Genomic DNA, 25,269 nt, shown 5'->3' with positions numbered 1-25,269 from the left:
GAGGAGGGATACTTTGAACTTAAAAGACTATCTTGGAGAAACAAATCTATATGACAAAAAAGAAAAATTAGAAAGGAATAAACCAAAGTCTTGGTTAAAAACTGTGTCAGCCTTTGCTAATGGTAGAGGTGGGAAGCTTATATTTGGAGTAAAAGAGGATAACATAATTCTTGGACTTAGTGACTATCAAGAGACTTCTGAAAATATTTCTGAAATCATAAAAATTAAAATGGATCCGACTCCAGAATTTGATATGGAAATCAAGGAAATTGATGGAAAAGTTATATTGATTTTAAGTATATTTGCTGGGAAAAACACTCCATATTTTGTAGTAGATGCAGGAAACAGAACTGCTTATAAAAGAGTAGGAAATCAAAGTGTCCCTGCAAGTCGAATTGATCTTTTTAATTTGTCTTTAAAGGGAGAACATATAAGTTACGATTCACTTCAGTCAAAGAAAAAAATTGAAGATGTAAGCTTTAAGGAACTTAAAGTCGAGTACAAAGAAAGAACAGGAAAAGATTTTGAAGAAAAAGATTTGAAATCTTTTGGACTTGTAAATGATGAGGGAAATCTAACCATAGCAGGAGCTTTATTTGCTGATAACTATCAAGTTTATCAGTCAAGGGTATTTTGTACTAGGTGGAATGGGCTTACTAAAGCTAATGGGAGAATGGATGCCTTAGATGATATAGAATTTGAAGGTAACATTATTTATCTGCTAAAAGCTTCTTTAGACTTTGTGAAGAGAAATTCTAAAAAGATGTGGAAGAAAGGCCCAGTCTACAGAATAGAATATCCAGAATATCCCGAAAGGGCAGTTCAAGAAGCCTTAGTAAATGCATTAATTCATAGAGATTATTCTGTGATAGGAAGTGAAGTCCATGTAGATATCTATGATGATAGGTTAGAAATCTATTCTCCTGGAGGTATGTATGATGGTACATTTATTCAAGATATAAATCCACTAGATGTATCTTCATCAAGAAGAAATCCAATCATAGCAGACGTATTTGCTAGAATGGATTTAATGGAAAGACGTGGATCTGGACTTAGAAAAATTATAGAAGCTTATGAAGCTGAAGAAAATTATAAAGAAGAATTAAAACCAGAGTTTAAGTCAACAGAATCTTCATTTACTACAATTTTAAAGAATTTAAATTATGACACCCAAAATGACACTCAAAATGACACTCAAAATGGTACTCAAAATTACGGTCAGAGTGAGGGGAAAAATGAGGGTGAAAATGATGGTAAAAAATTAAAACCAAATGATAGACGAAATAAGATAGTGAAACTTATAAAAGGAAATTCAAAAATAACATCACTGGAGCTTTCTAGTATATTATACGTGTCCGTAAGTACAATTAAGAGAGATTTAAAAGTTCTCACAGATGAAAAAACAATCGAGTATAAAGGCAGTGCTAAAGATGGATATTGGAAAGTAAACAAATAAAGTTAAAAAAGAAAATAGAATTCTCCCGAAAATAATATATTATTCGGGAGAAATACTTTGAGCGAGAGAGAAATCTTTCGCTCTTTTTTTAATTTATGGAGCTATTAATGAAATTAGTAATAGCAGAAAAGCCAAGTGTAGCAGTTACAACTTGCAAAGGTAACCCACGCAAGAACAAGTAAAAACGGATATTATGAAGGAGGTGGATACATTGTTTCATGGTGCGTAGGTCATTTAATTCAAATGGCAAGTCCAGAAAGGCAAGACGAAAAATAGAAGAAATGGACAATAGACGCTCTCCTACAATTCCAGAAAAATATTTTTATAAGTTTTATTTATAATTTCTATGATATAATATAAACGATTTTAAAATATAGGAGGGGAAGTATGAAGAAAAAATTTGTTTTATTTTTTGTTTGTTTAGTGGCTGTAATAGGCATCTGCAATAATTTTGCTAGTGCTGAAGAAGGCTCTTTAGAAAAAGTCTATTTTAAAGACGACAAAGTAAGAATGGAAGTAGTAGAATCTTTAAAGAATAAGGATAATCTTATTGATGAGAGTAAAAAGCTAGATGCTGATACAGCTAAAGACTATGTTCCTACTAGGGATCAAATGAGAAACTTAAAAGCTCTTAGGATTGGACCAATATTTGATGAGTCTTTTGAAATTTTAAATGTAGATAGCTTGAAGGGGATTGAAGAAGCGGTAAATCTTGAAGATTTGCATATTTCTAGTATTCACTGCAAAGATTTAAGCCTACTTGCAAATTTCACTAAGTTAAAAAAAGTATATATCAAGAGCAATGATTTAGAAAATTTAGATTTTCTAAAAGATTTAAGAAGTCTTGAAGATGTGAATGTTAATTCAAATAATTTGACTAGCTTAAAAGGACTTGAAAATCTAAATAAGTTAAAGATTTTAACTGCGACTGAAAATAATATAGGTGATATTTCAGCTATAAGTAAACTTTCAAATTTAGAAGAATTATACCTAGATAATAACAAAATATCTGACCTTAATCCTATTAAGGACCTAACTAATTTAAAAGTTCTTAAGGCTCAAGGCAATATTATAAAGGATATTACTCCTTTAGAAAATTTAGTAAATTTAACTTCGCTTCATTTGAATGGAAATTATTCTGGCCCTTATGACAAGCCAGACCCAAGTGGAAATGCTATTTCAGATATTAGCCCACTTAAAAATCTTAAAAATCTTGAAGTTTTGTATTTACAAGATTTAGTTTATATAAAAGATTTAACTCCTCTAAAGGATTTAACTAAGCTAAAAAATCTCGTTTTAAGGGGAAATATGATAGAGGATATTAGTCCTTTAGAAAATTTAACTGACTTAGAAGTTCTCTACCTTTATAAGAATAAGGTTAAGGATATTAGTCCACTTGCAAAGATGTCTAAAATGAGAGAATTAAATTTTGCTGTAAATAAGGTTAAAGATATTAGCGCTCTTTATAACATGAAAAATTTAAATGATGTTAAGGGCTATTCTAATGAAATTGAAGATATTAGTCCTCTTAGGGAATGTAGGGCTGAAATAAAAAACTTTTCAGACAATAAAATTATTGACTTATCTTCATTAAATTCTCTTGTAGAAAATAAGGAAATGGGATCTTTCTATATAGAAAATCAAAATCCAAGTTTAAGCCTAAAATTAACTGACTATAAAGAAGAAGGGGATAAGTTAATTTTTAGGCTTGAAAATCCAATAATTTCTGTTGATGGTAAAAAGGTTGAAGTAGATTCAAGTAGAAAGTTAGAAATTCTTGAATGGGATGAAAATGAAACTATAACTTTTAAAAATAACTACAATAGGGCTTATGATGAGCTTAAAAGTAGGGGAATAAGTGTTAAGTCTGAAGATAATTACCTACTTATAAGTCTAGCTAAAGATTTATTAGAAGATAAAATTTCTTTACCTATACCTTATGAACTAAGCCTAAATTACTCAAATGAAGATGAAGATTTTTATTCTTTATGCCAAGTGGGTGGAGTTGTAGATTTAACAATTATTACTAAAGAAAATAAGGGTGACCTACCAGGCACAGATCCAATCCCAGGACCTAACCCAGGAACAAGACCAGATCCAAAGCCTGAAACAAAACCAGAAGTAAAACCAGAAAAGAACATCTTTGAAGGAATCGAACTAGGAAGACAAGCAGGAGACAATAGATACAAGACAGCAGTAGAAATCTCAAAGAAAAACTTTGATACTGCAGAGACCGTAATCCTAGTAAATGGAGAAAAAGAAGCAGACGCACTAGCAGCAAGCGTACTAGCAAAAGAAAAGAACGCTCCAATCCTACTAATAAAGAAAGACATGACTCCAGAAGAAGTAGCAAAAGAAATAGAAAGACTAGGAGCCAAAAACATAATCCTAATAGGCGGTTTAAACTCAATAACACAAAAAGCAGTAGAAAATCTAAAACAAAACATTACAAGAATAGCAGGAAAAGATAGATTTGAAACAGCAGTAGAAATAGCAAAAGCCGCAGGAAAAACAGAAAAACTAATCCTAGCAAACGGACAAAGCCTAGTAGATGCCCTAACAGCATCAAGCCTAGCACAAGTAGAAGACAGAGCAGTAATACTAGTAAACAAAGATAGCATACCAGAATGCGCAAAAGAACTAGTAGAAAAAGCCAAAGACATCCTAATAGTAGGCGGAGAAAACTCAGTAAAACTAGGAGTAAAAGCGGACAGAATCTCAGGAAAAGATAGATTCGAAACAGCAGTTAAAATAGCAGAAAGAGCATTTGTAAATCCAAAACAAATCGCTCTAGCAAATAGCACAGCTTATGCAGACGCACTAGTATTTGGAGCAATAACAGGAAAAGTAGAAGCCCCAATATTACTAACAGGAAAAGACAAATTACCACAAGTAGTAAAAGAATATCTAGAAAGAAACAAAATAGAAAAAATCTTTGTACTTGGAGGAGAAAATAGCGTAAGCGAAAATCTTTTCAAATAGTGAAAACAAAGAAAGAGGACATGCCTTTAAATAGCATGCCCTCTTTTTATATTGAATAATAAAATTTTTTATATTTTTTGATTTTTTTTAATATATCTTCGATTAGCTTAATTTAAGAAAAATAATTAAAATAGGTGTTAGAAAATTATATTTTTGTAAGTAAATCTCTTTTATTACTTTTAATCTTTTATCTTAATTATTCTAAACTTATTATAAATGTTTGGCCTCTGTCGTAAATTGGTTTAAAAACGTCTCTATATTCACTGTGATTGTTAAAAAATAAGATGGATTTGGAGTAGTCATCTTCTTGGTGCATAGGGAAAACTAGCTGGGAAGAAACTTCATCCATAAAGATTTTTAAGCCGTCTTCTGCTCTTTCCTCTAGCCTTGGATCAAGTGGGAAGAAAGCTATGTCTACTTTTTCTAGTGAAATTTTTTTAATTTCTTTTATAAAGGCTTTATACATTTCTTCTCTTTCTTCTTTAGTGTCCTCGTCCCATATCCAGAAAAAGTTAAAGGCTACAAGGGCTTTGAAGTGTAATCACTAATGGATGTACTTGAAGAAGTTTCTTACTTTGAAGAATATTTAAAATAAAAAGAGTCAGTATTTTGGCACTCGGCTAAAATACTGACTTTATTTTTAGAATAAGATGTGCATAAAGATTGAACCTATTATAATTGCAAGTATTGTTCTTTCAATGAACACAACAACAAGCTCCCATAATTTTATAGGCAACTTTGCAGACATCATTACAACTATTGTTTCAGCAAAGAATATTATTTGTGAAATTGAAACTGAAACAACTAAAAATCTCGCTTGTGGATCAAGCACAGGCACCTTTTCTGCTATTAATAGTACAGGTAAGAACATCTCTGCTATTCCCACAGGGAAACTTGCAGCAATGTCAGCTGCATTAGGTACTCTCAATAGGTTTAGAAGTGGTACGAAAAGTTTGCCTAAAAATGTAAATATAGGTGTGTTTTCTGCAAGTATCAAAGCTCCCGTACCAATAGCGCAAAGTGAAGTAACTACCTTTGGTATAACTTCCACGCTGTCCTTAAGACTGGATTTGATTTCTCCTGCAAGTGGTGGCGCTAAGAAAGCTTTTTTAACAGCTCTGTTTCCACCTGTTTTAAATACGCTATTTGAAGAAGACTTTGTATTGTCAATATCTTCTTTAGTTTGCACCTTACCATTTGGATAGATATCTCTCTTCTTACTAAAAGGAGGGATTCTTCCAATAATACCTGAAACTATAAGAGTCATTAAGGCAGACACAAGATATACAAGTGCAAAGTGATCTTGAAGTCCTGCAGTTTTAATAACCATGTAGGCGAAACCTACAGATACTGCGGAGAAACCTGTAGCAACTAGTACTGCTTCTTTTTCAGTATAAACTCCTCTACGATATAGCTTGTTAGTAATCAACACACCAACAGAACTACTTGAAAGGAATGAAACTAATGCGTTTATTGCAGCTCTTCCAGGAAGTTTGAAAACTGGTCTCATAAGTGGTTCCATCAAAGTTCCTATTAAATCAATAAAGCCATAGTTTATTAAAAATGGCATACAGAATGATGAAACCAAGATTATCCAGAAAACTGCAACAGCAATTGATGGAATTACTGTTCCTCCAGTTGATGCACCTACAACAATTTCTGGTCCACTTAAAGAAGTTGTTGCATCAAGGGTGTATAGCAATGCAAAAGCTGCTCCAATGGAATAGATTAGTGGATGAATCATAGAGTCTCCATGAAAGTAGTTGTAGATTTTTCCACTCTTTGCAAAGTACTTGCCATATATACTAAGTAGTGCTGTTGCTATGGTTATTAATGTCACAAACCACAGTCCATAAACTCCGGTTAAATTCATAAGTCCGTTATAAATTATTCCAAAAGTAATGTCGGTCTTGCCATTAATCGTAATTGGAATAAAAAAGATAAAGATTGCTATAGCTGTAAAAATTAAACTCTTAGCAATCCCTTTTTTCTTATCATTTGCTTTTAAATCAAAAGAGTCCAACTGATGTAAGTCTTCGAGATCTAAATTTAGATCTCGAATTTCTGACTTACTAAGAGCTCCCCTAAAATTAGTTTGCTCTTTCATTATTTTTGTTTCTCTCTCTTATTTAACGCAAGGATTGATAAGAATTCAAAGATTAAGTTAGCTGCAAGTAGAGAAGTTATTTCCGCATGGTCATATGGAGGTGCAACTTCAACTACGTCCATTCCAACAAAGTTCAATCCTTCTAATCTTCTGATAATGTCAACACCTTCTAGTGAAGTGTATCCACCAACTTCAGGAGTACCAGTACCAGGTGCATAAGCAGGGTCGATAAAGTCGATATCGAAAGTTAAGAATACTTTGTTATCTCCGATAATTTCTTTTGCCTTTTTAATTGTTTCAGGAATTCCCATTTCACGAACCTTGTGAGTTGGAATAAGAGTTAATCCTAAGTCCTTAGCTAGTTTAAACTCTCCAGCGTCATATAGAGAACCTCTCATACCAATTTGAACAGATTTATGTGGGTCGATTAGTCCTTCTTCAATTGCTCTTCTAAATGGAGTTCCGTGATTATATTTTTCTCCAAATACAGTGTCGTTAATGTCAGCGTGAGAGTCAAAGTGAAGTAGTGATACAGGTCCATGTTCCTTAGCAACTGCTCTAAGTTCTCCTAGAGTTATTGAGTGGTCTCCACCAAGAGCTATTGGAATAGCGCCTGCTTTTAATATTTCGCCTGCAAATTTTTCAATTGCATCATATGTTGGATGTATGTATCCAGGAACAACGTTAACGTCTCCAAGATCTCCACCCTTTAGGTAGTCAAGAATATTAACTTCGTGTACAGGATTGTTAGTCTTCATCATTACAGAAATATTTCTTATTGCTTGAGGACCAAATCTTGCCCCAACTCTGTATGAACAAGCTGTATCAAAAGGAATTCCATAGATTGCGAAGTCTAATCCTTCTGCATTGTCAAATCTTTGCATACGCATAAAGTTTCCTGTATTAACAAATCTTGGTGAAGCAAAAGCCGTTGCCGGTTGTTTAATATTTTTTTCTGTCATTTTTCATTACCCCTTTAATAAAATTTAAAAATTGTTTTCCTTGCAAGAAATGATTTACAAGCAAAGTATATGGGGTAATGGTTATAATTGCAAGTTTTAGAGTATAAAAAGGCAGTTAAAAAAATAGGAAAACATTCTCTTACAAAGAAATGTAATTGGAAAAAATTCCAAAATAAAAGTTTTAGGCCAAAGAATGGGAAATATGAATAAAAAAATTTCGGAAAAAATTCCGAACGTTTGGAAAATTTTCCGAAAAAAGATATGTTACGAAAATGTAATATTTAAATTAAATCTCTCAATTTTCTTTCGAAGGGTGGATTCGTTTATCCCTGCAAGGATTGAAAGCTCCTTAATTGAAGACACTTGTTTACTATATTCAAGGATTAATTTTTTCTCATAACTTTCTACTTTTTCTTTAAAAGTCTTGCCATCATCAATCTTAGTGTAGAAATTATTTATAAACTCTTCCACATGTTCCACGTCAATTACATCAGTGTCGCTGGTGACAACGAGTCTTTCAATTATATTTTCTAACTCACGCACATTTCCGGGCCAGCTGTAGTTAATTAAAAACTTTTTACAATTTGGAGAAATTGACTTGTCTTCGTTGTAAAACTCATTGTACTTGTTTAAAAATAGATTGATTAGTGGAATAATATCTTCACTTCTTTCCCTAAGTGGAGGAATTTTAATTGGGATGATATTTAGTAGATAGTACAAATCCATTCTAAACTTGCCATCAGAAATGTTTTTGCTAATATTTTCGTTTGATGCAGCTATGATTCTTATGCTAGGGCTAGCCCCATGAGATTTCATAGAATTTTTTATTCTATTTAGTTCATACACAAGTCTTTGCTGACAAGGTAGTGGCATGTCTGCAATCTCGTCAATAAATAGAGTTCCACCTTCCGCTTGTTTAAGTAGGGAACCATTGTAACTATTTTCGTCGTCAAACATTTCCGTTTCGATAATTGACTTTGGAATAGCAGAACAGTCTAGCTTTATAAATGGCTTATCAATTCTAAGTGAGTTTTCGTGGATGTACTTTGCAAACATAGTCTTTCCACATCCTGGCTCTCCAAGTAAAAAAATTGGAGTTTCTAACTTTGAAACTCTATTTGCGACCTTCATAATCCTTTGCATTGCCTTAGAGTTTGAAATTATAATTCCTTCCTTTAAGTACTTCGAATTATATTTAGAGAGATTTTTGGCCATGTAGTTATTTTCAATAAGTAAATCTTGTAGCTGCAAAGTCATATCACGTAGAACTTTAGAGTCTTTAACAAACACCACTACAGCTTCTAACTCTTTGTCCTTCGTTATAGGCACACCAGTGGCAATAACCACTCTATCATTTATATATTGCACAACCTCTTTTTGTTTGCATGACTCTATAACATCTAGGGCGACAGACCTTGAAAAAAGTCCTGTTTTAACAAGGTCCTTCATATTTTTGCCTAAAATTTCTTCCTTTGAAATTCCGTCAATCTCTTCGGCAGTCTTATTATAATATAGAGTTGTACCGTTAGAGTCTACTATGTGTATACCTTGGTTGGACTTGTCCAGAACCTTAGTCAAAAAATTCTTATTTATAATGTTTTTAGTCATAACTATTCACTCCCAACAATATCGCCTTTAACCCTTTGAGCAATATTTATTAACTTTTCCCACTCGTATATCTTTGGCCCTGCAATAACCTGTTTCAACAGATACTTTAAAACTTTTTTTTATGTTTTCACCTTCATATCCAATTTCAATCATGTCACTGCCATTTACAGCAAGATGTGAAAGCTTTGTTGACCCTTCATAAACTTTTTTGTAAGCTTCCTTTACATTTTCAAGATTTTCAAACAGTGGATATAATATGGATTTTGAATAGAGATGTCTGCCTTTTCCATTTCAAGTAAATCTAAAAAGTCGTCATAATAAAAATTTTTATATTCAGACTGCCCACAAAAAGGCAAAATCCAAAAGGAAGCGTTCCATTCGGAAGAAATTTTAAGAAATTCAAATTGAAATAATGCGCCCGTAAACCCTACTGCCGAGCTTAGCGAGTTACGGGCCTACAGCATTAGAGAAGCTAGAATTTCTAAATTTTTGTAGCCCACTAAGCGTTTTTGGATTTTGTCTACGCTCTGATTTTTATTTTTTTTGATTTTTTTAAAATATATCTACGATTAGTTTAATTTAAGAAAAATAATTAAAATAGGCGTTAGGAAATTATATATAAGTCAAGTAAATCTCTTTTATTAGCTTTAATCTTTTGTCTTAATTATTCTAAACTTATTATAAATGTTTGGCCTCTGTCGTAAATTGGTTTAAAAACTTCTCTATATTCACTGTGACTGTTAAAAAAGGAGATGGATTTGGAGTAGTCATCTTCTTGGTGCATAGGGAAAACTAGCTGGGAAGGAACTTCATCTATAAAGATTTTCAAGCCGTCTTCTGCTCTTTCTTCTAGCCTTGGATCAAGTGGGAAGAAAGCTATGTCTACTTTTTCTTGTGAAATTTTTTTAATTTCTTTCATAAAGGCTTTATACATTTCTTCTCTTTCTTCTTTAGTGTCCTCGTCCCATATCCAAAGGTTTAAATCTCCAGCGTGGAATATGCCTACACCTTGGGTTTGAACTAAAAAGCTAACTCCCAAATCTGTTGATCCGAATGTTTTTATTAACATATCATCTATTTTAAAAGTTTGGTTACTTGCCATAAGATGCACATTTTTTCCTAGGATTCTCTTTTTATTTTCTATTTCTTCCTTATTTTGACCGATATTTAAGATTTTACCTTCTTTTTTTACACCAAGAATATCATTTGATAGGATAAAGTAGGTTTTACCGATATCTTTATAGTCAAATATTTTATTATTGAAATGATCTTTATGTCCGTGACTTACAAAAAAATATATTTTTTTGTCTTTCTTTAGGAAATTACTTAAGGCTCCTTTATAGTAGTCAAATATAAGGATTTTATCGGGAAATTCCACTACATATCCTGAGTGAAATAGATATTTTATTCTTATACTATTCATGACTTCCTCCTTTTTATTCTACTAATATTATCTTATATAAATTTTTAAAAATCAATACTCCTACTTTAGCTTTTATTTTTCAATTAAAAAACCCAGGAAAAAATCCTGGGTCCATAGTGTAGACAAAATCCAAAAACGCTTATCCGACTGCAGAAACCCCGAAATTCTAAATCTCATAATCCTGTAAATCAATAGCTCGCTATCGCTCAAACAGTGCGATTTACGGGCGGATTATTTCAATTTTAATTTCTTACAATTTCTTTCGTATGGAAAGCTACTTTTTGGATTTTGCCACTTTGTCAACAACCTGAACCCAGGAAAAAATCCTGGGTCTTACTTTAATTATTTATCTAGTAATTTTTTATAGTCCATTTCTTACAATATAGTCATAGGCGGCAAGCCCTGCACTTGCTCCACTTCCTAAGGAAATTACTATTTGCTTGTATTTTGAATTTGTACAGTCTCCAGCAGCGAATAGGCCTTTTTGGCTTGTCATTTGAGACTCATCTACTAGAATTTCTCCAAGTTTATTTTTCTCTACTAGACCGTTTAAAAATTCTGTGTTTGGGTCTAGACCAATTTGTACAAAAATTCCGCTTAGGTTTATTTCTTTCTTTTCGCCGGTATTTTTATCTTTATAGATTAGCTTTTCTACTTTTTTTTCTCCTACAATTTCTTCACTTACTGCATTTAGTAAGATTTGAACATTTTCCTTACTTTTTAGCCTTTCTTGTAGGACCTCGTCAGCTGAAAGTTTATCTGATCTTTGAATTAGGTAAACTTTTCTGCAATTTGACGAAAGGTCGATTGCAGCTTCAACTCCAGAGTTTCCTCCGCCTATTACAGCTACATCCATCCCAGAAAAAAATGGGCCATCACAGTGGGTGCAGTAGGATACTCCCTTACCCTTAAACTCTTTTTCTCCTGGAATATTTAAATTTCTATAACTGGCTCCAGTTGCCACAATTACTGTCTTTGATTTTATAAGTCTTTTATTTGAAAGACTTGTTACAAATATTTCATTTACCTTTTCTATTTTTTCAGCCCTTACATTACTTGCAAGCTCGATAGGATAGTCCTCTACGTGTTTTTTTAAGCCCGATATATAGCTTGGACCTTCTATAATTTTATTTCCTATTATATTTTCTATTGACCCTGTATCTAAAACCTGACCTCCGAAAACTTCTCCAACCATTATTGTCTTTAAAGATTTTCTGGCTGCATATATGCTAGCACTTACCCCGCTTGGCCCCTGGCCAATAACTAGAAGGTCATATAATTCATCTGAAGAATTTTTTTCTAAAGCTGGAGTACTTTCAAGCTTATTTAGGCTAGTTAATTTATCTAAAATTTCATCTAAGCTTTTTCTCCCGCTTAAAAAATCTTCCTTATTTAGAAATACTTTTGGAACTGAAAGAATATTATTCTCTTCAGCCATCTTTCTATTGAAGGAGCCTTCTATAATTGTTGAAGAAATATTTTCATTTAATACAGCCATAAGATTTAAGTTTGAAACAGTTTCTGGACAGTTTACGCAAGATAGGGAAACAAATGTTGTAAAATCAAGCTTTTCCTCTATACTTTCAATTCTTTTTTTTGCTTCATCGCTAATTTTGGGAGGTCTTCCTCCAGCTTGAATTAGGCTTATAACAAAGCTTTCAAACTCGTGACCTAGTGGAACCCCTGAATAAGTTATTCCAATTTCTTTATTCTTCCTATCAATTCTAAATGATGGAGTGATTGGAAGTTTTTTTTTCTACAAGACTAATCTTACCGTCACTCTCACCTATAACTTCTTCTAAAAATTCCTTTAGGTCTTTGCTTTTTTCGCCAGAGTCCAAACTTAAACTTATCAAAAGATCATTTTCAATAAGCTTTAGATATTCTTTTAACTGATTTTTTAGATTTTCATCTAAAAACATTTAAATTTTACCTACTAGGTCTAGTCCAGGAGTAAGTGATTTTCCAGTTTCTTTCCATTTTGCTGGACAAACTTCTCCAGGGTTTTCTCTTAAGAATTGTTGGGCTTTTATCTTATCTACTACAAGAGAAGCATCTCTTCCCATATTTCCAGAGTTTATCTCAATTGATTGGATTATTCCGTCTGGGTCTATTATAAATGTTCCTCTTTGAGCTAGACCATCTTCCCCAAGAACATCTAATTTTTGTGTTAGGTCTTTTTGTGGATCGCCTATCATAGTAAATTCAAGCTTGGAAATAGCTTGAGAGTGGTCGTGCCAAGCCTTGTGAACGAAGTGTGTATCTGTAGAAACAGAGTAAACTTCAGTATTTAAAGATTTAAGAGTAGAATAATGCTCCTGCATATCTTCAAGTTCAGTTGGGCAAACGAAAGTAAAATCTGCTGGATAAAACATAAATACAGTCCACTTACCAGCTAAATCTTCATTTGAAACTGTGACAAATTTATCATTTTTAGAATCATAAGCATCTAATTTAAATTCTTCTATTTTTTTACCTACTAATGACATAAAGTCCTCCTTAGAATTTTATTTTTATAATATTAGTAGCCTTTAGACTACACAGAGTGTAGACAAAATCCAAAAACGCTTTTCCGACTGCAGAAACCCCGAAATTCTAAATCTCATAATCCTGTAAATCGCAAACTCGCTAACGCTCAAACAGTGCGATTTACGGGTGGATTATTTCAATTTAAATTTCTTACAATTTCTTTCGTATGCAGCGTACCTTTTGGATTTTGCTACTTTGTCAATAACTTGAGTAGCCTTTAGACTACATTAGCTATTATACCCATACTAAGTAAAAATAAACTCTTATTATAAAATTTAAAATTATTAAATAAAAAAATTACAGATACTTAGTTAAGTCTACTTGCATTCTTTAAAGATTTACTCTTTTGCCTTGTAGATTTATTATTATCTGTAATTTAAACTCAATTATTTACTTGTTTTTCTCGACTGTGTTATTATTTTGGATTTAGCTTTTATTCTATTTTTTAGGTCATAGGATGAATATACATCAGCCAAAGCTATTGCGCTTATTAAATACTGGTCAGATTTTTCATAATCCTTAACTATATTGTAATTTAAAAAATTTAGGTAAAACAAAAGCGGAAGAAATACTTGATGGTTATACTTTTTAGCTTTTTCAATAAGTTTATCAACTAGACTTAAACTTTCATCAATTCTTGATTGAAAAGTAAGGCTTGAAGCATATTGGTTGCCAAGTATAAAGTAGGTAGAACTTATTTTTTTTAAAGTCTTAAAAGAATATTCTAGTATATCTTCATATTCATCAGTTTTATCTCTTTTTTTGTAGGCTAATGAAAGAGCGCATAATGCCCTTAATTCTATATCTGAATATACAAAGTCTTTATATTCAGAAATTACAAAATTTTTATTGAAGATAGTTAATGCCCTGTTAAGAAATTCTATAGCAAGATTTAAATCCATCTTGGATGAATTTACATAGTAGAATCCACAATAAGTGTAATAGTATTGCAATAAATTTTTATTTTCTGGATCTTTTTCGCAAATAGAGTAGAGATCCTTAAGCACACTTTTTATTGAGTCGTAATTGCTATTCATACAAATATTTTCAAGATTTTGAATAATATGCATCGCCGATGCATTTTTAAATTTAATTTTTTCATATATTAATGAAAGAAGATTGGTCCTATATAGGTCGGATAGCTGAGAGAGAAGTTCTATAGTTGGCTCAGTTTCATCGTTTTCAATTCTTATAAGGGTCCTTCTACTCATGAATAAAGCTTTAGCGACATCTTCTTGAGTGTATTTATTTTCTTTTCTAATATCTTTTAAAAGTTGTCCTAAACTTTTTTCACTTTCCATAAAACATCTCCTTTTCTATTAAATATTGTCATTTGAAGTCACTATTAATTATAAGACAAGGAGTCTTTTTTATCAACATTAAGCTTTCTTTAATACTAAGTACTTTAAATAGATAATGTACTTTTCAAAAAACTTAAAATACTGTATAATATATTGAAGGAAATTGGTGCTTTATAAATCTTGCTATAATAAACTTTTTTTAAAATACCAAAAGTGACGAACTAGTCACATATTTCCCTTGTAAACTCTAACTAGATGAATTAATATATAAGTGTGAGGAGGAGATGATGCATATGAAAAAAATATTAGCGCTTTTATTAGTCGTTGCTACATTACTAACAGGATTTGCCCCTCTTAATAAAAATATCGACCTAGCTGCTAGCAAGCCAGGTTATGATTGGGATGTATTTATTTTCATCCTTGGTGACAATCCTACATCATTAATGTAACTTCAGTTTACAATTTGACTGAAAACTTTATTAACAGTAATTAAATTTAAAAAATGAGTTTATAAGAAAATGTTATTTTAGGTATATAGTTTTTAAAAAGTGAGTTTACCAATCATCATCCTTAAAAAAAGTTTTTGTTACAAAAAAATTTTGGTAAACAAAAGCTTCCCTGGAAGGTTGGCGAGAGCCTTCTAGGGCAAGTAGCCTACCCCTTAGTAGATTTATATTAAATCTTTCTAAGTTTAAAGCCTGCAGAAAATTCTGCGGGTTTTTTATTTTTTAAAATTTATTTTATATTAATCTAAAAATATACTATTTTTAATTTGAATATAGTATAATTTAATAAAAGATTTACCAAAAAAGGAGGCGTAGCTATGACTAAAAACAATGATCCAAGATCAATTGACAAGCAAATTGTAAGTGTAAGTGAACTTATTTATCCAGAAGAGAAAAAAGGAAAATTTATTCCTGAAGTTAAGTCAAGACTTAGGTCTAAAATAATAAAAGTACCAGAGGCTTCTTATAAGGCTTCTGGAATAAAAATCTTAGGAGTTAGAATAAAGACATTACTTTTTACAACGGATGTTGCCCTTGTTAAGAATCACAATGCCCAATCTGTAATTGCAGTCTACCCTTTTACTCCGCAGCTTTCCATAATGCAAGCTATTATAAATACGGCATCTGTTCCTGTATTCACAGGAGTAGGAGGAGGACTTACAACTGGGATTAGGGCTGTAAATATTGCTCTTCAAGCAGAACTTTTAGGAGCTTTTGGAGTTGTTGTAAATGCTCCTATGGCAAATGATGTTATAAAAGATATTGCAAACGCTGTAGATATACCAGTAATTGCTACTATAGTTTCTTATGATGATGATTTTAAAGGGAAAATTCACGCAGGAGCAAGCATATTAAATGTATCTGCTGGGAAAAACACTGCTGAACTTGTTTCTAGGATTAGAAAATCTATAGGCGAAGAATTTCCAATTATTGCAACTGGAGGAAATTCAGATGAGCTTATAAGCAAGACCATAGAAGCTGGAGCTAACTCTATCACCTATACTCCTCCAACCTCTGCTGAGATGTTCCATGAAATTATGATTAAGTATAGAGAAGAGATGGGCGATTATAAGTAAAAAATTTTTTAAAATTTTAAAAATGTGTTGTTAAACTCTAGCTTTTATGTTATAATTGAGCTTGCAAAACTCTCGCTCATAATTAACTATTATGGGCCGAAGACCATGAGGGAGGTGAAATATATGAGAAAATATGAATTAGTTTTAATTTTAAAACCTGATTTAGAAGATGAAGTAAGAAATGAAGTTTTTAATAGAGTTACTGATGTTATTAAAGAAAATGGACAAATTACAGATATCTCTGAATGGGGACAAAGAAAACTTGCATATGAAATCGACTATATTAAAGAGGGTTACTACTATGTAGTAAACTTTGAGTCAGATCCAAAGATAGTTGATGAAATCGAAAGAAGAGCAAGAATTTCTGATTATGTACTAAGATATCTAGTTTCAAGAATTGAAAAATAAAGTTAGGAGAATTTAATGAATAGTGTTGTACTTATAGGAAGGCTTACTAGAGATCCGGAGTTAAAATATACTTCTAGCCAAAGAGCTTATTGCCAATTCACTCTTGCAGTAGATAAGGGCCTATCTAAAGATAAAAAGATGGAATTTGAAAATTCTGGAAGGAATACAGCGGACTTTATTCGTATAATTGTTTGGGGTCCTCAAGCTGAAAACTGCTCAAGATTTCTTAAAAAAGGTAGACAATGTGCAATAAATGGTTCTATTACTACTGGAAGCTATAAGGATTCAGATGGTAAAACTGTTTATACGACTGATGTTACTGCAAATAGGGTTGAGTTTTTAGAGTGGGGAGATAGAAATGATTTTTCTAACTCCAATAATCAAAATCAAAACTCTTATCAAAGAAGTGACTCCAATAGTGGAAATAACCGTTCAAATGACTACAACAATTCTCCAAATAGTTTTAACAGTGGTAACTTTGATGATTTTGGGGACTCAAACGACGACTTTGAACCGTTTGACTCAGATGAATCTATTCCATTTTAGGAAAGGAGAAAACTTTGCAAAGAAAATATAGACCTAGAAAAAGAGTATGTCAATTTTGTGCTGACAAGAAAAAAGTAATTGATTACAAAGACACAAATACTCTTAAAAGATTTATCTCTGAAAGAGGTAAAATTCATCCAAGAAGGGTGACAGGTTGCTGCGCTAAACACCAAAGAGAAATTACTGCAGCTATCAAAAAAGCAAGACAAATAGTTTTATTACCATACACAGAAGACTAATCTAAAAAATTTTTAGATAAGTTTTATAAGTTGGCAAATATTATTTATATTATAGAAATTAAGCTATGGGCTTTTTGCCCATAGTTTTTTTGTTTAAAGATTTGCAAATATTTAATTATTAATTTTTAAAAAAATCTAGTTTTATATTAGTAAAAGCTCTTATTCTTTTAAGAATTTTTTACAAATTTTATTGTGGCTTTTTCTAATAGAATTTGATAGATTTGATAAAACTAAGTAACTTAGTTCAAATTTTATTCCTAAAAATATTCTCTTCTAAAGAATTTACTTATTTTTATTAAGTATTTTTTTATTCGGCCTTTAAAGTTTTCACTTATTTAGGGTTTTGTTGTATAATACATAGTATAAAGGAGAATTATGTTTATGAATATGACTGATAAATATAAAATTAGAGACTTAATATTATTTTCAATGCTTAGTATATTATTTTATTTATTAAGTATAAATTGTTTTCCTCTAATTGTTTTTGTTATTCCATCTTTATTTATTGTTCTTGGAATAAAAAGGGGATACACCTTTCTTCTATTAGAAGGGTTGATTTTCATTTTGGCAATGGGGCTTTTGAAGAATTTTTATGAGGGACTAGCTTTAGGAGGGCTACTTATTATTTCTTCCCTTCCTTTTATATATTCTTACAAAAAAAACCTATCTACCAACAAAACTTTGTTTGTATCGACTATAGTTTTTTTGCTTTTAACTCTTTTACTAACATTTTTATATAGTAAAAATGGAATTGACCTGGTAGAAAGTATAGAAAATATGCTTTTAGATTCAATAAATAAAAATATTGAACTACTTAATGGAGTTGATTTGGGACTTGAAATAGATAAGCTTCATGACTACCTTTCATCTTCGGTTAAAATTTTGATGGCACTTATTCCTAGTATTATTTTAGTTTCTTCGATTTTTATTAGCCTTATTAATTATTATTTAAGTTTTATTATTTTAAATTTTATGGGCTTTGGAACTGCTAGGATAGATAAATTTGAATTTTTTAAACTGGATAAGGATTTTTTAAAGGGCGTATTCATTTGTATGCTTGGCTGCCTTATTTTTGATCTAACAGGTTTTCAATATTCTCTTGAACTATTTTTAAACCTAAGTTTTATCTTCGTCTTTCTTTTTGGACTTCAGGGAGTGGCTGTAGTTTATTTCTTTTTAAGGAAAAGGCTTAGAAGTCTTGGTGCGGGAATTATTATATTTATTCTTTTAATTATGCCGCTAAGAAGTATGTTTACACTTTTTGGTCTTTTAGATCAGCTATTTAATTTTAGATTTAGGAATATAGGAAAGGGATTAAAATGAGAAATCGAGAAGATGCTATTTTTAAAATAAAGGATTTAATTTTTTCAGTTGTACTTCCATTTGGACTGAGTATTATTTTATTTTTCTTTTATAAACCTATTGGTTTAATTGGATTTATTTTGAGCTTTATATCAGGATTTGCCCTATATAAAGAAATTGAATATAAAAAGAAGGCTTTTTCTTCATATTTAGAAAATATCGATCAAGATTTTACAGATATTACTAAAACTGCTGTTTTTAAAATGCCTTTTCCTATGGCAATCTTTTATGGAAATGGTGAGATAATCTGGTATAATACGAGATTTAAGAAAATTTTTCCAGAATCAGAGATTTTGCATGAAGATATTAGAAAGCTTTTAAAAGATGTAAATATTAAAAAACTGAAGCTTGAAAATAAGGGAGATTCTTTTGATACTATTATAGATTTTAGGATTTATAAATTTTTCTACAATGTAGTTGAATCCAAACAGTTTATAGATAATAGGGCATTTTTAATCTATGGAATTGATAGGACAGATGACGAGAATCTTAAAAAGAAATACTTTGATGAAAGAACTTCTATAATGTCTTTAAATATTGACAATTTTGATGAGATTCAATCTCTTATTGGAGATGAAAACAAGCCAATAGTTTTTGCTGAAATTGATAAGGCGGTTAACTCTTTTGCCTTGGAATACAATGGTTTTTCAAGAAAATATGAAACTGACAAGTACCTACTTTTCTTTAACAAAAGAGATGTAGATAAGATGATTGTAGAAAAATTTCCTATTATGGAAAAAGTTCACAATATAGATGTTGAAAGTAAAATTAGCCCTACCTTATCTATTGGACTTGCTACAAACTTAGGTAATCCTCTTGAAGTTTTTAAAATTTCAAGACTTGCCTTAGATATTGCTCTAGGTAGGGGAGGAGACCAAGTTGTTGTAAATGATGGAGAAAATATTTCATATTACGGCGGAAAAAGTAAGGCTGTTGAAAAGTATAACAAGGTTAAGTCTAGAGTTATTTCCCATGCACTGGGCCAGCTTATTGACCAGTCGAATGTAGTTTATGTTACTGGCCACAAAAATCCTGATATGGACTCTTTTGGTTCTTGCCTAGGGATTTATGCCTTTGTTAAATCTAGAAGGACAGAATGTAAGATTCTTTTAGAGGAAATATCTCCTGCAATTGCCTCTATTTATGAATATGCGATTAAAAATATAGATGGACTAAGTAGGGATATTATAAAACCTGAAATAGCTCTTGACCAATCTACATCTAACGATTTAGTTATTGTCCTAGATAACCATAGAAAAAATTCTACAGAATCTCCAGAGCTTATTGATAAATTAGACCAGGTTGTTCTTATAGACCATCATAGGAGGGGACCTGACTATATTGAAAATCCAATTTTAACATATTTGGAGCCTTATGCTTCCTCAACTGCAGAGCTTGTTACGGAGCTTATTCAGTATTCTGAAGATAATATTGAAATAAATAATTTTTTTGCTGACGCACTACTTGCAGGTATAACTGTTGATACTAAAAAGTTTACTATTCAAACAGGTGTAAGAACTTTTGAAGCTGCTGCTCTTTTAAAGAGGTTTGGAGCAGACTCAATTGCTGTTAAGAAATTATTTAGAGAAGATGCTGATACTGTTAGAGATAGGTCGGATGTTGTAGCAAGTGCAAAAATTTATAAAAATAATATAGCTATTTCTAGATATGATAAAAATGAAAACAATTCTGTTCTTGTAGCTGCTCAATCAGCAGACTCTATGCTAGATATAAAGGGTGTTAAAGCATCTTTTGTACTAACTAGATTTGAAGATAAGATTCATATTTCTGGAAGAAGTGTTGGTGAGATTTCAGTTCAGTTAATTTTGGAAAAACTTGGCGGAGGAGGGCATCAGTCATCAGCTGGAGCTCAAATAAAAACAAGTAGTATGGATGAGGCAGAAAAGGCACTTAAGGGTGCTGTTGACGAATATTTAAGGGAGGAAAATAATGAAAGTAATTCTAAAAAGTGATGTTAATGGACTAGGTAAAAAGGGAGATCTTGTAAATGCAAAGGATGGCTATGCTAGAAACTTTCTTTTCGTAAAAGGACTTGCAGTTGAAGCTACAAGTGAAAATATGGCGATTTTAGAAGAAGAGCAAAAACTTGAAAAAGAAAGGATTGAAAAGGAAACTAAGGAGGCAAATGCTTTAAAAGATAGGATTGAAAGTATAGAAGTTTTAATTTCTCAAAAAGGCGGAAAGGGATCTAAACTTTTTGGGTCTGTTACTGCTATTGATATTTCAAATGCCCTTGGCAAAAATCATGGAATTAATATAGATAAGAAAAAGATAGAACTTAAGGGAAATATCAAGGAAGAAGGATCCTATACAATTCCTGTTAGGGTTTACAAGGATTTAACTGCTGATTTAAAAGTAGTAGTTAGAGTAGAGTAATGGACAAGACTATAAAGGAATTTCCCCATGACCTAGATGCAGAGCTTGCAGTTTTAGGGGTCATGATGCTTTCTGATGAGGGGATTTCTATAGCGGAGGAGATTTTAAACGCCGAAGATTTTTACGATAAGAGAAATCAGGAAATTTTTAGATCTATAATTAATCTATCTGCTAAAAATATAAAAGTCGACCCTATTCTTATATTGGAGGATTTGAAAAAAAGAGATCTTTCTGAAGAAATAGGTGGACTTGATTATATTATGGGTATAACAGCAGGTGTTTACTATTTAAGTCAAATTAGGCACTATGCAAATATAGTTGAAGAAAAATCTACCCTAAGAAAACTTATAGTTGCAGCCGATCAAATAATTTCAATGAGCTATGAGGACACTAAAGAGCGTGATGAGATTGTAGAGATTTCTGAAAAATTAATTTTCGATATAACTCAAAAATCACACGATGACGGCTTAGTAAGGGTAGGCAATTTAACATCTGAAGTTATTAAAAATATGTCTATTAGAAGCAGTTTAAATGGAGATATAACAGGTGTTACTACAGGACTTGTTGATCTTGATAATATGCTTTCTGGACTTCAAAAAAGTGATTTAGTTCTACTAGCTGCAAGGCCTTCAATGGGTAAAACAGCACTTGGAGTAAATATTGCTGTAAATGCTTCCTTAAATGAAAATCACGTTGCAATTTTTTCACTTGAAATGAGCAAGATGCAGCTAATGCAAAGAATTATATCTCAGTTATCTTTTGTAGATTTAACAGATATTATTACGGGAAATATAAGTGATTGGGACGAGATTTTAACTACTATTTCTGCTCTTGAGAAAATTGATTTATATATTGATGATACTCCATCAATTTCTCTATCGGAGCTTAGGGCAAAGTGCAGAAGACTCAAGGCTGAAAAGGGTTTAGATTTAATTGTAATTGACTACCTACAGCTAATGACAACAAAGGGAAGAACTGAAAATAGGCAGCTTGAAATCTCTGCTATTTCAAGAGGGCTAAAAGCCCTAGCTAAAGAGTTAAATGCTCCAGTTTTAGCTCTTGCTCAGCTATCTAGAGCGCCTGAACTTAGGCAAAACAAAAGACCGATTCTATCTGACCTAAGAGAATCTGGTGCTATCGAGCAGGATGCAGACGTTGTTATGATGCTTTATAGGGATGACTATTATAATGAAAACTCAGAAATACCAAACACCTGTGATGTAATAATTGCAAAACATAGAAATGGTCAAACTGGATCTGTTAGACTATTCTATAAAAAGACGATTACAAGATTTGCAGATATGCTTAAGGATGGCAAAGAGGAATAAGCGTGAAAAATTTTATAAAGGTTTTTTCTTATAAGGATTTAGTTTTTAGAAAATTAGAGTTAAATCATATAAATTTTATAAAAGAATGGGGAGTTCATGAATCTCCTCTTTTAGCTGACTACAACTTATCTCTTATGAGCCTTGCTTCTCTAAGTGTTTGGGTTAAGATTAGAGATACATCTTTTTCAAATCTTTACTATTCTATTTTTAAAGATGGGAAGATGATTGGCTATGTTGGTTTAAAGGATATTAAATTCTTTAGGAAAAAAGCTTATTTGGGTATTAGCCTTGACCCAAATTTTACATCAAAAGGATATGGAAGTATTATTTTAGAGGGCTTTTTAAAATATGCTTTTGAAAATCTAAATTTAAAAACTATATATTTGGATGTAAATGCCTTCAATGAAAGGGCTTTAAAATTATATAAAAAAATGGGCTTTAGAGAAAATGCAGAATATTTGGGAGAGTTTGGAGTTCCATTAAAGGATTTGGAAAATTTAGAAATTATACACAATGAAGATTATTTTATTATATATGGATCTAAACTTCTAAGTAGAATTATTGAGATGAAATTAGGGACTGGAGACTGGACTAGGAGGTTTTATGAGACTTAGCATAAGTGAATATGAGGTAGATATTTCTGAAACACCTATTGAAAATATGTTTATTAATCAGTTTCTTCCTGTCGCATCGGGAGATGATGTCAAGGTTTATATTTACCTTTACAAGTTAGCAAGAGAAAATAGGGAGATAGATCTTGAAAAAATTAGTGAGGAGCTAAATATATCTAGTTTGGATTTGCACAACTCACTATATTATTGGATAAATTTAGGTCTAATATCTATGAAAGACGAAGGATTTGAATTTGTTTCCATAAGAGAACTTTTTCTTGGAGTTAAAAAAGTTAATCAAGCTATTAATGATCCCTATCCAAATACAAAAGAAGACTTACAATCTAGTGAAGCTGAAAATATAGATATTAATGAATCTAATACTCTCATGTTTAGAGAAATTGAAAGGCTACTGGATACAAAACTTTTACCAAATGAAATTGAAAAAATCAACTCGCACTTGGATGAGTTTAAGCAGGATAGAGACCTTATTGTAACTGCTTTTAAGTATCTTGGAGATGAAGTTGGGAAGAAAAATGTAAACTATACAATAGCTGCTCTTAGAAATTGGGCAATAGATGGAGTTTTAACTGTTAAAGATTTTGAAGAGAAAATTATTGGAAGTGAAAAAAAAAGCTCCACGACCTAACAAAAAAAGAGAAAAGCTAAATTCTTCAAATAGGATAGGTAAGGATAAGGTTTTAGATTTACTTAAGAAAAAGCAAATGGAATCTTTAAGAAAAACAATGGATGGTGATGAGAATTAATATATATAAAAAAGTCAATGACACCATATTAAGTAGAAAATTAGAGGACAAAAAAAATAGGGAAATTAGAAAGAGAGAAGTTATAAAGAAGGTTCCAGAGTTTAGAGATTTAACTAAAAGAGAGGGAGAAATTTTATTTGAACTTGTATCCAATATTAAAAATAAAGAAATAAAATTAAAGCTCGAAGAAGAACTTGAAATTATTAAAGATAAAAAGAAAAGCCTGCTTGAAGAAAATGGATTTAGTAGTGACTATCTAGAAATGAGATATTACTGTCCAATTTGTAAGGATGAGGGAACAATTGGGACTAAAAACTGCTCCTGCAAAAATGAACTTATAAATAAAGAAATTTATAAACTTTCTGGCCTTTATAATAAAATAATCTATCAAAATTTCGATACTTTTGATTTAAATATTTTTAGGAAAAATAGAAAGGAAAATGAATTTATTTCTCCTTATGAAAATATGGAAGGTGTTGTAAAGATTGCAAAGGCATTTTGCCAAGATTTTAAAAATGGTAGGGCAAAAAATATTTTCTTTTATGGACAGGTTGGTACAGGTAAGACTTTTATTTTAAATTCAATTTCTAAGGAGATAATGGACAGCGGGAAAATAGTTTACTATGATACCGCCAACAGCCTATTTAACCTCTACACAGACTATCAATTTTCAAATTTTGAAGATAAGGAAAAATATAGAGATAAGATAGGACTTGTAGAAAAGTCAGATCTTCTTGTTATTGATGATCTTGGGGCAGAGCCGCTTAATAGTTTAAAGGCTTCTATATTTTTAGATATTTTAAGCAAGAGGAGCCTTTCAGCTAAAAATGTACTAATTTCTTCAAATCTTTCACCTTATGAGCTTGAGAATTTTTATGATGAAAGAGTCCGGTCTAGGATACTTGGAGAATATAATTGTTTAGAGATTTTTGGAGATGATTTAAGAATGAGAAGCTTAGGAGGTATGTTTTGATTGTAAATAGTGATAAATGTAGAGAAATTGACCACTATGCGATTAAGGTTTTGGAGATTCCATCAATTTTACTTATGGAAAACGCAGCACTTAAGGTCTTAAAACATATTGATACTGTTAGATTTTCCAAAATAGCAATTTGCTGCGGGCCTGGAAACAACGGAGCAGACGGACTTGCCATAGCTAGACATTTGGTTAATCTTGAGGTGGATTTAAGAGTTTATATTATTGGAGATATAAATGAAGATAATAAGGATTTTATGACATATTATAAAATTCTAAACAATTTAAAAGTTGATATAAGGACTATAGAAACTATAGAAGATATTGAAAACTTTGAAGATGATATTAGTAAGTACGAACTAATTGTAGATGCTATTTTTGGCACTGGACTTGAAAGACCTGTAAAGGGAGTTTTTGAATATATTATAGATATGATTAACCATTCAAAGAGAAAGATAATTTCTGTTGATGTACCTTCTGGATTAAATACTCAAAACGGAACTAGGATTGGTAGCGTTATTGATCCAGATATTTGCGTTACATTTCAGTATAGGAAGCCAGGAATGAAAGAAGAAAACTTTTCTAATATTATTGTTGAACCTATAAGTCTACCTAGAGAGGCTATAAAAAAAATACTAGGTTAGATTTGTAATAGAGAAGTTTTTTTGATATATTATATTTATCA

27 protein-coding genes and 1 pseudogene are annotated in these 25,269 nt (G+C 31.4%); 18 read left to right on the top strand and 10 right to left on the bottom strand.

Annotated elements, in window-relative coordinates:
• The first annotated feature begins 13 nt into the window (after window positions 1–13).
• The 4 genes and pseudogenes from VLK81_RS00490 to VLK81_RS00475 all read left to right on the top strand — a co-directional run bounded on the left by VLK81_RS00490 (window position 14) and on the right by VLK81_RS00475 (window position 4,438).
• A complete protein-coding gene (locus VLK81_RS00490) occupies window positions 14–1,456 on the top strand; it encodes a helix-turn-helix domain-containing protein (RefSeq protein ID WP_324618615.1) in 1,443 nt (480 codons plus the stop codon).
• 107 nt (window positions 1,457–1,563) lie between these two features.
• Window positions 1,564–1,729: pseudogene (locus tag VLK81_RS00485) on the top strand (toprim domain-containing protein); the annotation flags it as partial.
• Complete coding sequence (locus tag VLK81_RS00480; protein ID WP_324618912.1) at window positions 1,675–1,797, top strand: hypothetical protein; 123 nt, start codon at window positions 1,675–1,677, stop codon at window positions 1,795–1,797. The pseudogene VLK81_RS00485 and the gene VLK81_RS00480, both read left to right, overlap by 55 nt.
• 46 nt (window positions 1,798–1,843) lie before the next feature.
• Window positions 1,844–4,438 (top strand): cell wall-binding repeat-containing protein, encoded by a 2,595-nt coding sequence (locus VLK81_RS00475; RefSeq protein ID WP_324618614.1) that lies wholly within the window; start codon window positions 1,844–1,846, stop codon window positions 4,436–4,438.
• Window positions 4,439–4,634: 196 nt separating this feature from the next.
• Here VLK81_RS00475 and VLK81_RS00470 read toward each other — a convergent pair whose 3' ends face one another.
• The 10 genes from VLK81_RS00470 to VLK81_RS00425 form a co-directional block, all read right to left on the bottom strand.
• Window positions 4,635–4,904 carry a hypothetical protein gene (locus tag VLK81_RS00470; protein ID WP_324618613.1) on the bottom strand — a complete coding sequence of 90 codons (270 nt, stop codon included), beginning with the start codon at window positions 4,902–4,904 and terminating at the stop codon, window positions 4,635–4,637.
• 174 nt (window positions 4,905–5,078) lie between these two features.
• A complete protein-coding gene (locus tag VLK81_RS00465) occupies window positions 5,079–6,545 on the bottom strand; it encodes a YjiH family protein (protein WP_324618612.1) in 1,467 nt (488 codons plus the stop codon).
• Window positions 6,545–7,507: an agmatinase gene (speB, locus tag VLK81_RS00460; RefSeq protein ID WP_324618611.1), complete on the bottom strand. Its 963-nt coding sequence runs from the start codon at window positions 7,505–7,507 to the stop codon at window positions 6,545–6,547. Before speB ends, VLK81_RS00465 begins: the two co-directional genes overlap by 1 nt.
• A gap of 264 nt (window positions 7,508–7,771) precedes the next feature.
• Window positions 7,772–9,115: a sigma-54 interaction domain-containing protein gene (locus VLK81_RS00455; RefSeq protein WP_324618610.1), complete on the bottom strand. Its 1,344-nt coding sequence runs from the start codon at window positions 9,113–9,115 to the stop codon at window positions 7,772–7,774.
• Window positions 9,116–9,142: 27 nt separating this feature from the next.
• Window positions 9,143–9,268, bottom strand: a complete 126-nt coding sequence (locus VLK81_RS00450; protein WP_324618609.1) for a hypothetical protein — start codon at window positions 9,266–9,268, stop codon at window positions 9,143–9,145.
• A 511-nt stretch (window positions 9,269–9,779) separates the two neighbouring features.
• Window positions 9,780–10,538: an MBL fold metallo-hydrolase gene (locus VLK81_RS00445; protein ID WP_324618608.1), complete on the bottom strand. Its 759-nt coding sequence runs from the start codon at window positions 10,536–10,538 to the stop codon at window positions 9,780–9,782.
• Between the two features lie 361 nt (window positions 10,539–10,899).
• Window positions 10,900–12,234 (bottom strand): alkyl hydroperoxide reductase subunit F, encoded by a 1,335-nt coding sequence (ahpF, locus tag VLK81_RS00440; protein WP_324618893.1) that lies wholly within the window; start codon window positions 12,232–12,234, stop codon window positions 10,900–10,902.
• Between the two features lie 28 nt (window positions 12,235–12,262).
• Complete coding sequence (locus tag VLK81_RS00435) at window positions 12,263–12,460, bottom strand: hypothetical protein (protein WP_324618607.1); 198 nt, start codon at window positions 12,458–12,460, stop codon at window positions 12,263–12,265.
• Window positions 12,461–13,027 (bottom strand): alkyl hydroperoxide reductase subunit C, encoded by a 567-nt coding sequence (gene ahpC / locus VLK81_RS00430; RefSeq protein WP_324618606.1) that lies wholly within the window; start codon window positions 13,025–13,027, stop codon window positions 12,461–12,463.
• 426 nt (window positions 13,028–13,453) lie between these two features.
• Entirely contained in the window at window positions 13,454–14,368 is a 915-nt protein-coding gene (locus VLK81_RS00425; protein WP_324618605.1) for a helix-turn-helix domain-containing protein, read from the bottom strand.
• Between the two features lie 293 nt (window positions 14,369–14,661).
• Here VLK81_RS00425 and VLK81_RS00420 point away from each other — a divergent pair, with 293 nt between their 5' ends.
• From VLK81_RS00420 to VLK81_RS00355, 14 genes are all read left to right on the top strand, one after another.
• Window positions 14,662–14,817, top strand: coding sequence for a hypothetical protein (locus VLK81_RS00420; protein WP_324618604.1), 156 nt, complete (start codon window positions 14,662–14,664; stop codon window positions 14,815–14,817).
• A 374-nt stretch (window positions 14,818–15,191) separates the two neighbouring features.
• Entirely contained in the window at window positions 15,192–15,950 is a 759-nt protein-coding gene (locus VLK81_RS00415) for a hydrolase (protein ID WP_324618603.1), read from the top strand.
• Between the two features lie 123 nt (window positions 15,951–16,073).
• Window positions 16,074–16,358, top strand: a complete 285-nt coding sequence (gene rpsF, locus VLK81_RS00410) for a 30S ribosomal protein S6 (RefSeq protein ID WP_324618602.1) — start codon at window positions 16,074–16,076, stop codon at window positions 16,356–16,358.
• Window positions 16,359–16,373: 15 nt separating this feature from the next.
• Window positions 16,374–16,904 carry a single-stranded DNA-binding protein gene (locus tag VLK81_RS00405; RefSeq protein WP_324618601.1) on the top strand — a complete coding sequence of 177 codons (531 nt, stop codon included), beginning with the start codon at window positions 16,374–16,376 and terminating at the stop codon, window positions 16,902–16,904.
• A 14-nt stretch (window positions 16,905–16,918) separates the two neighbouring features.
• Window positions 16,919–17,143, top strand: a complete 225-nt coding sequence (rpsR, locus tag VLK81_RS00400; RefSeq protein WP_324618600.1) for a 30S ribosomal protein S18 — start codon at window positions 16,919–16,921, stop codon at window positions 17,141–17,143.
• A 381-nt stretch (window positions 17,144–17,524) separates the two neighbouring features.
• Window positions 17,525–18,466: a DUF2232 domain-containing protein gene (locus VLK81_RS00395; protein WP_324618599.1), complete on the top strand. Its 942-nt coding sequence runs from the start codon at window positions 17,525–17,527 to the stop codon at window positions 18,464–18,466.
• Entirely contained in the window at window positions 18,463–20,478 is a 2,016-nt protein-coding gene (locus tag VLK81_RS00390) for a DHH family phosphoesterase (RefSeq protein ID WP_324618598.1), read from the top strand. The genes VLK81_RS00395 and VLK81_RS00390 overlap by 4 nt, the downstream gene beginning before the upstream one ends.
• Entirely contained in the window at window positions 20,456–20,902 is a 447-nt protein-coding gene (rplI, locus tag VLK81_RS00385) for a 50S ribosomal protein L9 (protein WP_324618597.1), read from the top strand. Before VLK81_RS00390 ends, rplI begins: the two co-directional genes overlap by 23 nt.
• Window positions 20,902–22,230, top strand: a complete 1,329-nt coding sequence (dnaB, locus tag VLK81_RS00380; protein WP_324618596.1) for a replicative DNA helicase — start codon at window positions 20,902–20,904, stop codon at window positions 22,228–22,230. The genes rplI and dnaB overlap by 1 nt, the downstream gene beginning before the upstream one ends.
• 2 nt (window positions 22,231–22,232) lie before the next feature.
• On the top strand, window positions 22,233–22,844 hold the full coding sequence (locus tag VLK81_RS00375; protein ID WP_324618595.1) for a GNAT family N-acetyltransferase: 612 nt from the start codon (window positions 22,233–22,235) through the stop codon (window positions 22,842–22,844).
• A complete protein-coding gene (locus VLK81_RS00370) occupies window positions 22,834–23,490 on the top strand; it encodes a DnaD domain protein (protein WP_324618594.1) in 657 nt (218 codons plus the stop codon). The genes VLK81_RS00375 and VLK81_RS00370 overlap by 11 nt, the downstream gene beginning before the upstream one ends.
• Window positions 23,465–23,608 (top strand): hypothetical protein, encoded by a 144-nt coding sequence (locus tag VLK81_RS00365; protein ID WP_324618593.1) that lies wholly within the window; start codon window positions 23,465–23,467, stop codon window positions 23,606–23,608. The genes VLK81_RS00370 and VLK81_RS00365 overlap by 26 nt, the downstream gene beginning before the upstream one ends.
• Complete coding sequence (locus tag VLK81_RS00360; RefSeq protein WP_324618592.1) at window positions 23,598–24,581, top strand: ATP-binding protein; 984 nt, start codon at window positions 23,598–23,600, stop codon at window positions 24,579–24,581. Before VLK81_RS00365 ends, VLK81_RS00360 begins: the two co-directional genes overlap by 11 nt.
• Entirely contained in the window at window positions 24,578–25,228 is a 651-nt protein-coding gene (locus VLK81_RS00355) for an NAD(P)H-hydrate epimerase (protein WP_324618591.1), read from the top strand. Before VLK81_RS00360 ends, VLK81_RS00355 begins: the two co-directional genes overlap by 4 nt.
• Window positions 25,229–25,269 lie beyond the last annotated feature (41 nt).

This window comes from Citroniella saccharovorans (assembly GCF_035481615.1).
In the GTDB taxonomy this organism is placed as follows: domain Bacteria; phylum Bacillota; class Clostridia; order Tissierellales; family Peptoniphilaceae; genus Citroniella; species Citroniella saccharovorans.
This window is presented reverse-complemented; position numbering and strand designations above follow the sequence as displayed.

Bases quoted from the DNA above. Each gene is read 5' to 3' on its own strand.
- VLK81_RS00480 (WP_324618912.1), top strand. From the start codon at position 1,675: ATGGTGCGTAGGTCATTTAATTCAAATGGCAAGTCCAGAAAGGCAAGA.
- VLK81_RS00475 (WP_324618614.1), top strand. From the start codon at position 1,844: ATGAAGAAAAAATTTGTTTTATTTTTTGTTTGTTTAGTGGCTGTAATA.
- VLK81_RS00470 (WP_324618613.1), bottom strand. From the start codon at position 4,904: ATGTATAAAGCCTTTATAAAAGAAATTAAAAAAATTTCACTAGAAAAA.
- VLK81_RS00465 (WP_324618612.1), bottom strand. From the start codon at position 6,545: ATGAAAGAGCAAACTAATTTTAGGGGAGCTCTTAGTAAGTCAGAAATT.
- speB (WP_324618611.1), bottom strand. From the start codon at position 7,507: ATGACAGAAAAAAATATTAAACAACCGGCAACGGCTTTTGCTTCACCA.
- VLK81_RS00455 (WP_324618610.1), bottom strand. From the start codon at position 9,115: ATGACTAAAAACATTATAAATAAGAATTTTTTGACTAAGGTTCTGGAC.
- VLK81_RS00450 (WP_324618609.1), bottom strand. From the start codon at position 9,268: ATGATTGAAATTGGATATGAAGGTGAAAACATAAAAAAAAGTTTTAAA.
- VLK81_RS00445 (WP_324618608.1), bottom strand. From the start codon at position 10,538: ATGAATAGTATAAGAATAAAATATCTATTTCACTCAGGATATGTAGTG.
- VLK81_RS00435 (WP_324618607.1), bottom strand. From the start codon at position 12,460: ATGTTTTTAGATGAAAATCTAAAAAATCAGTTAAAAGAATATCTAAAG.
- ahpC (WP_324618606.1), bottom strand. From the start codon at position 13,027: ATGTCATTAGTAGGTAAAAAAATAGAAGAATTTAAATTAGATGCTTAT.
- VLK81_RS00425 (WP_324618605.1), bottom strand. From the start codon at position 14,368: ATGGAAAGTGAAAAAAGTTTAGGACAACTTTTAAAAGATATTAGAAAA.
- VLK81_RS00420 (WP_324618604.1), top strand. From the start codon at position 14,662: ATGAAAAAAATATTAGCGCTTTTATTAGTCGTTGCTACATTACTAACA.
- VLK81_RS00415 (WP_324618603.1), top strand. From the start codon at position 15,192: ATGACTAAAAACAATGATCCAAGATCAATTGACAAGCAAATTGTAAGT.
- rpsF (WP_324618602.1), top strand. From the start codon at position 16,074: ATGAGAAAATATGAATTAGTTTTAATTTTAAAACCTGATTTAGAAGAT.
- VLK81_RS00405 (WP_324618601.1), top strand. From the start codon at position 16,374: ATGAATAGTGTTGTACTTATAGGAAGGCTTACTAGAGATCCGGAGTTA.
- VLK81_RS00395 (WP_324618599.1), top strand. From the start codon at position 17,525: ATGAATATGACTGATAAATATAAAATTAGAGACTTAATATTATTTTCA.
- VLK81_RS00390 (WP_324618598.1), top strand. From the start codon at position 18,463: ATGAGAAATCGAGAAGATGCTATTTTTAAAATAAAGGATTTAATTTTT.
- rplI (WP_324618597.1), top strand. From the start codon at position 20,456: ATGAAAGTAATTCTAAAAAGTGATGTTAATGGACTAGGTAAAAAGGGA.
- dnaB (WP_324618596.1), top strand. From the start codon at position 20,902: ATGGACAAGACTATAAAGGAATTTCCCCATGACCTAGATGCAGAGCTT.
- VLK81_RS00370 (WP_324618594.1), top strand. From the start codon at position 22,834: ATGAGACTTAGCATAAGTGAATATGAGGTAGATATTTCTGAAACACCT.
- VLK81_RS00360 (WP_324618592.1), top strand. From the start codon at position 23,598: ATGAGAATTAATATATATAAAAAAGTCAATGACACCATATTAAGTAGA.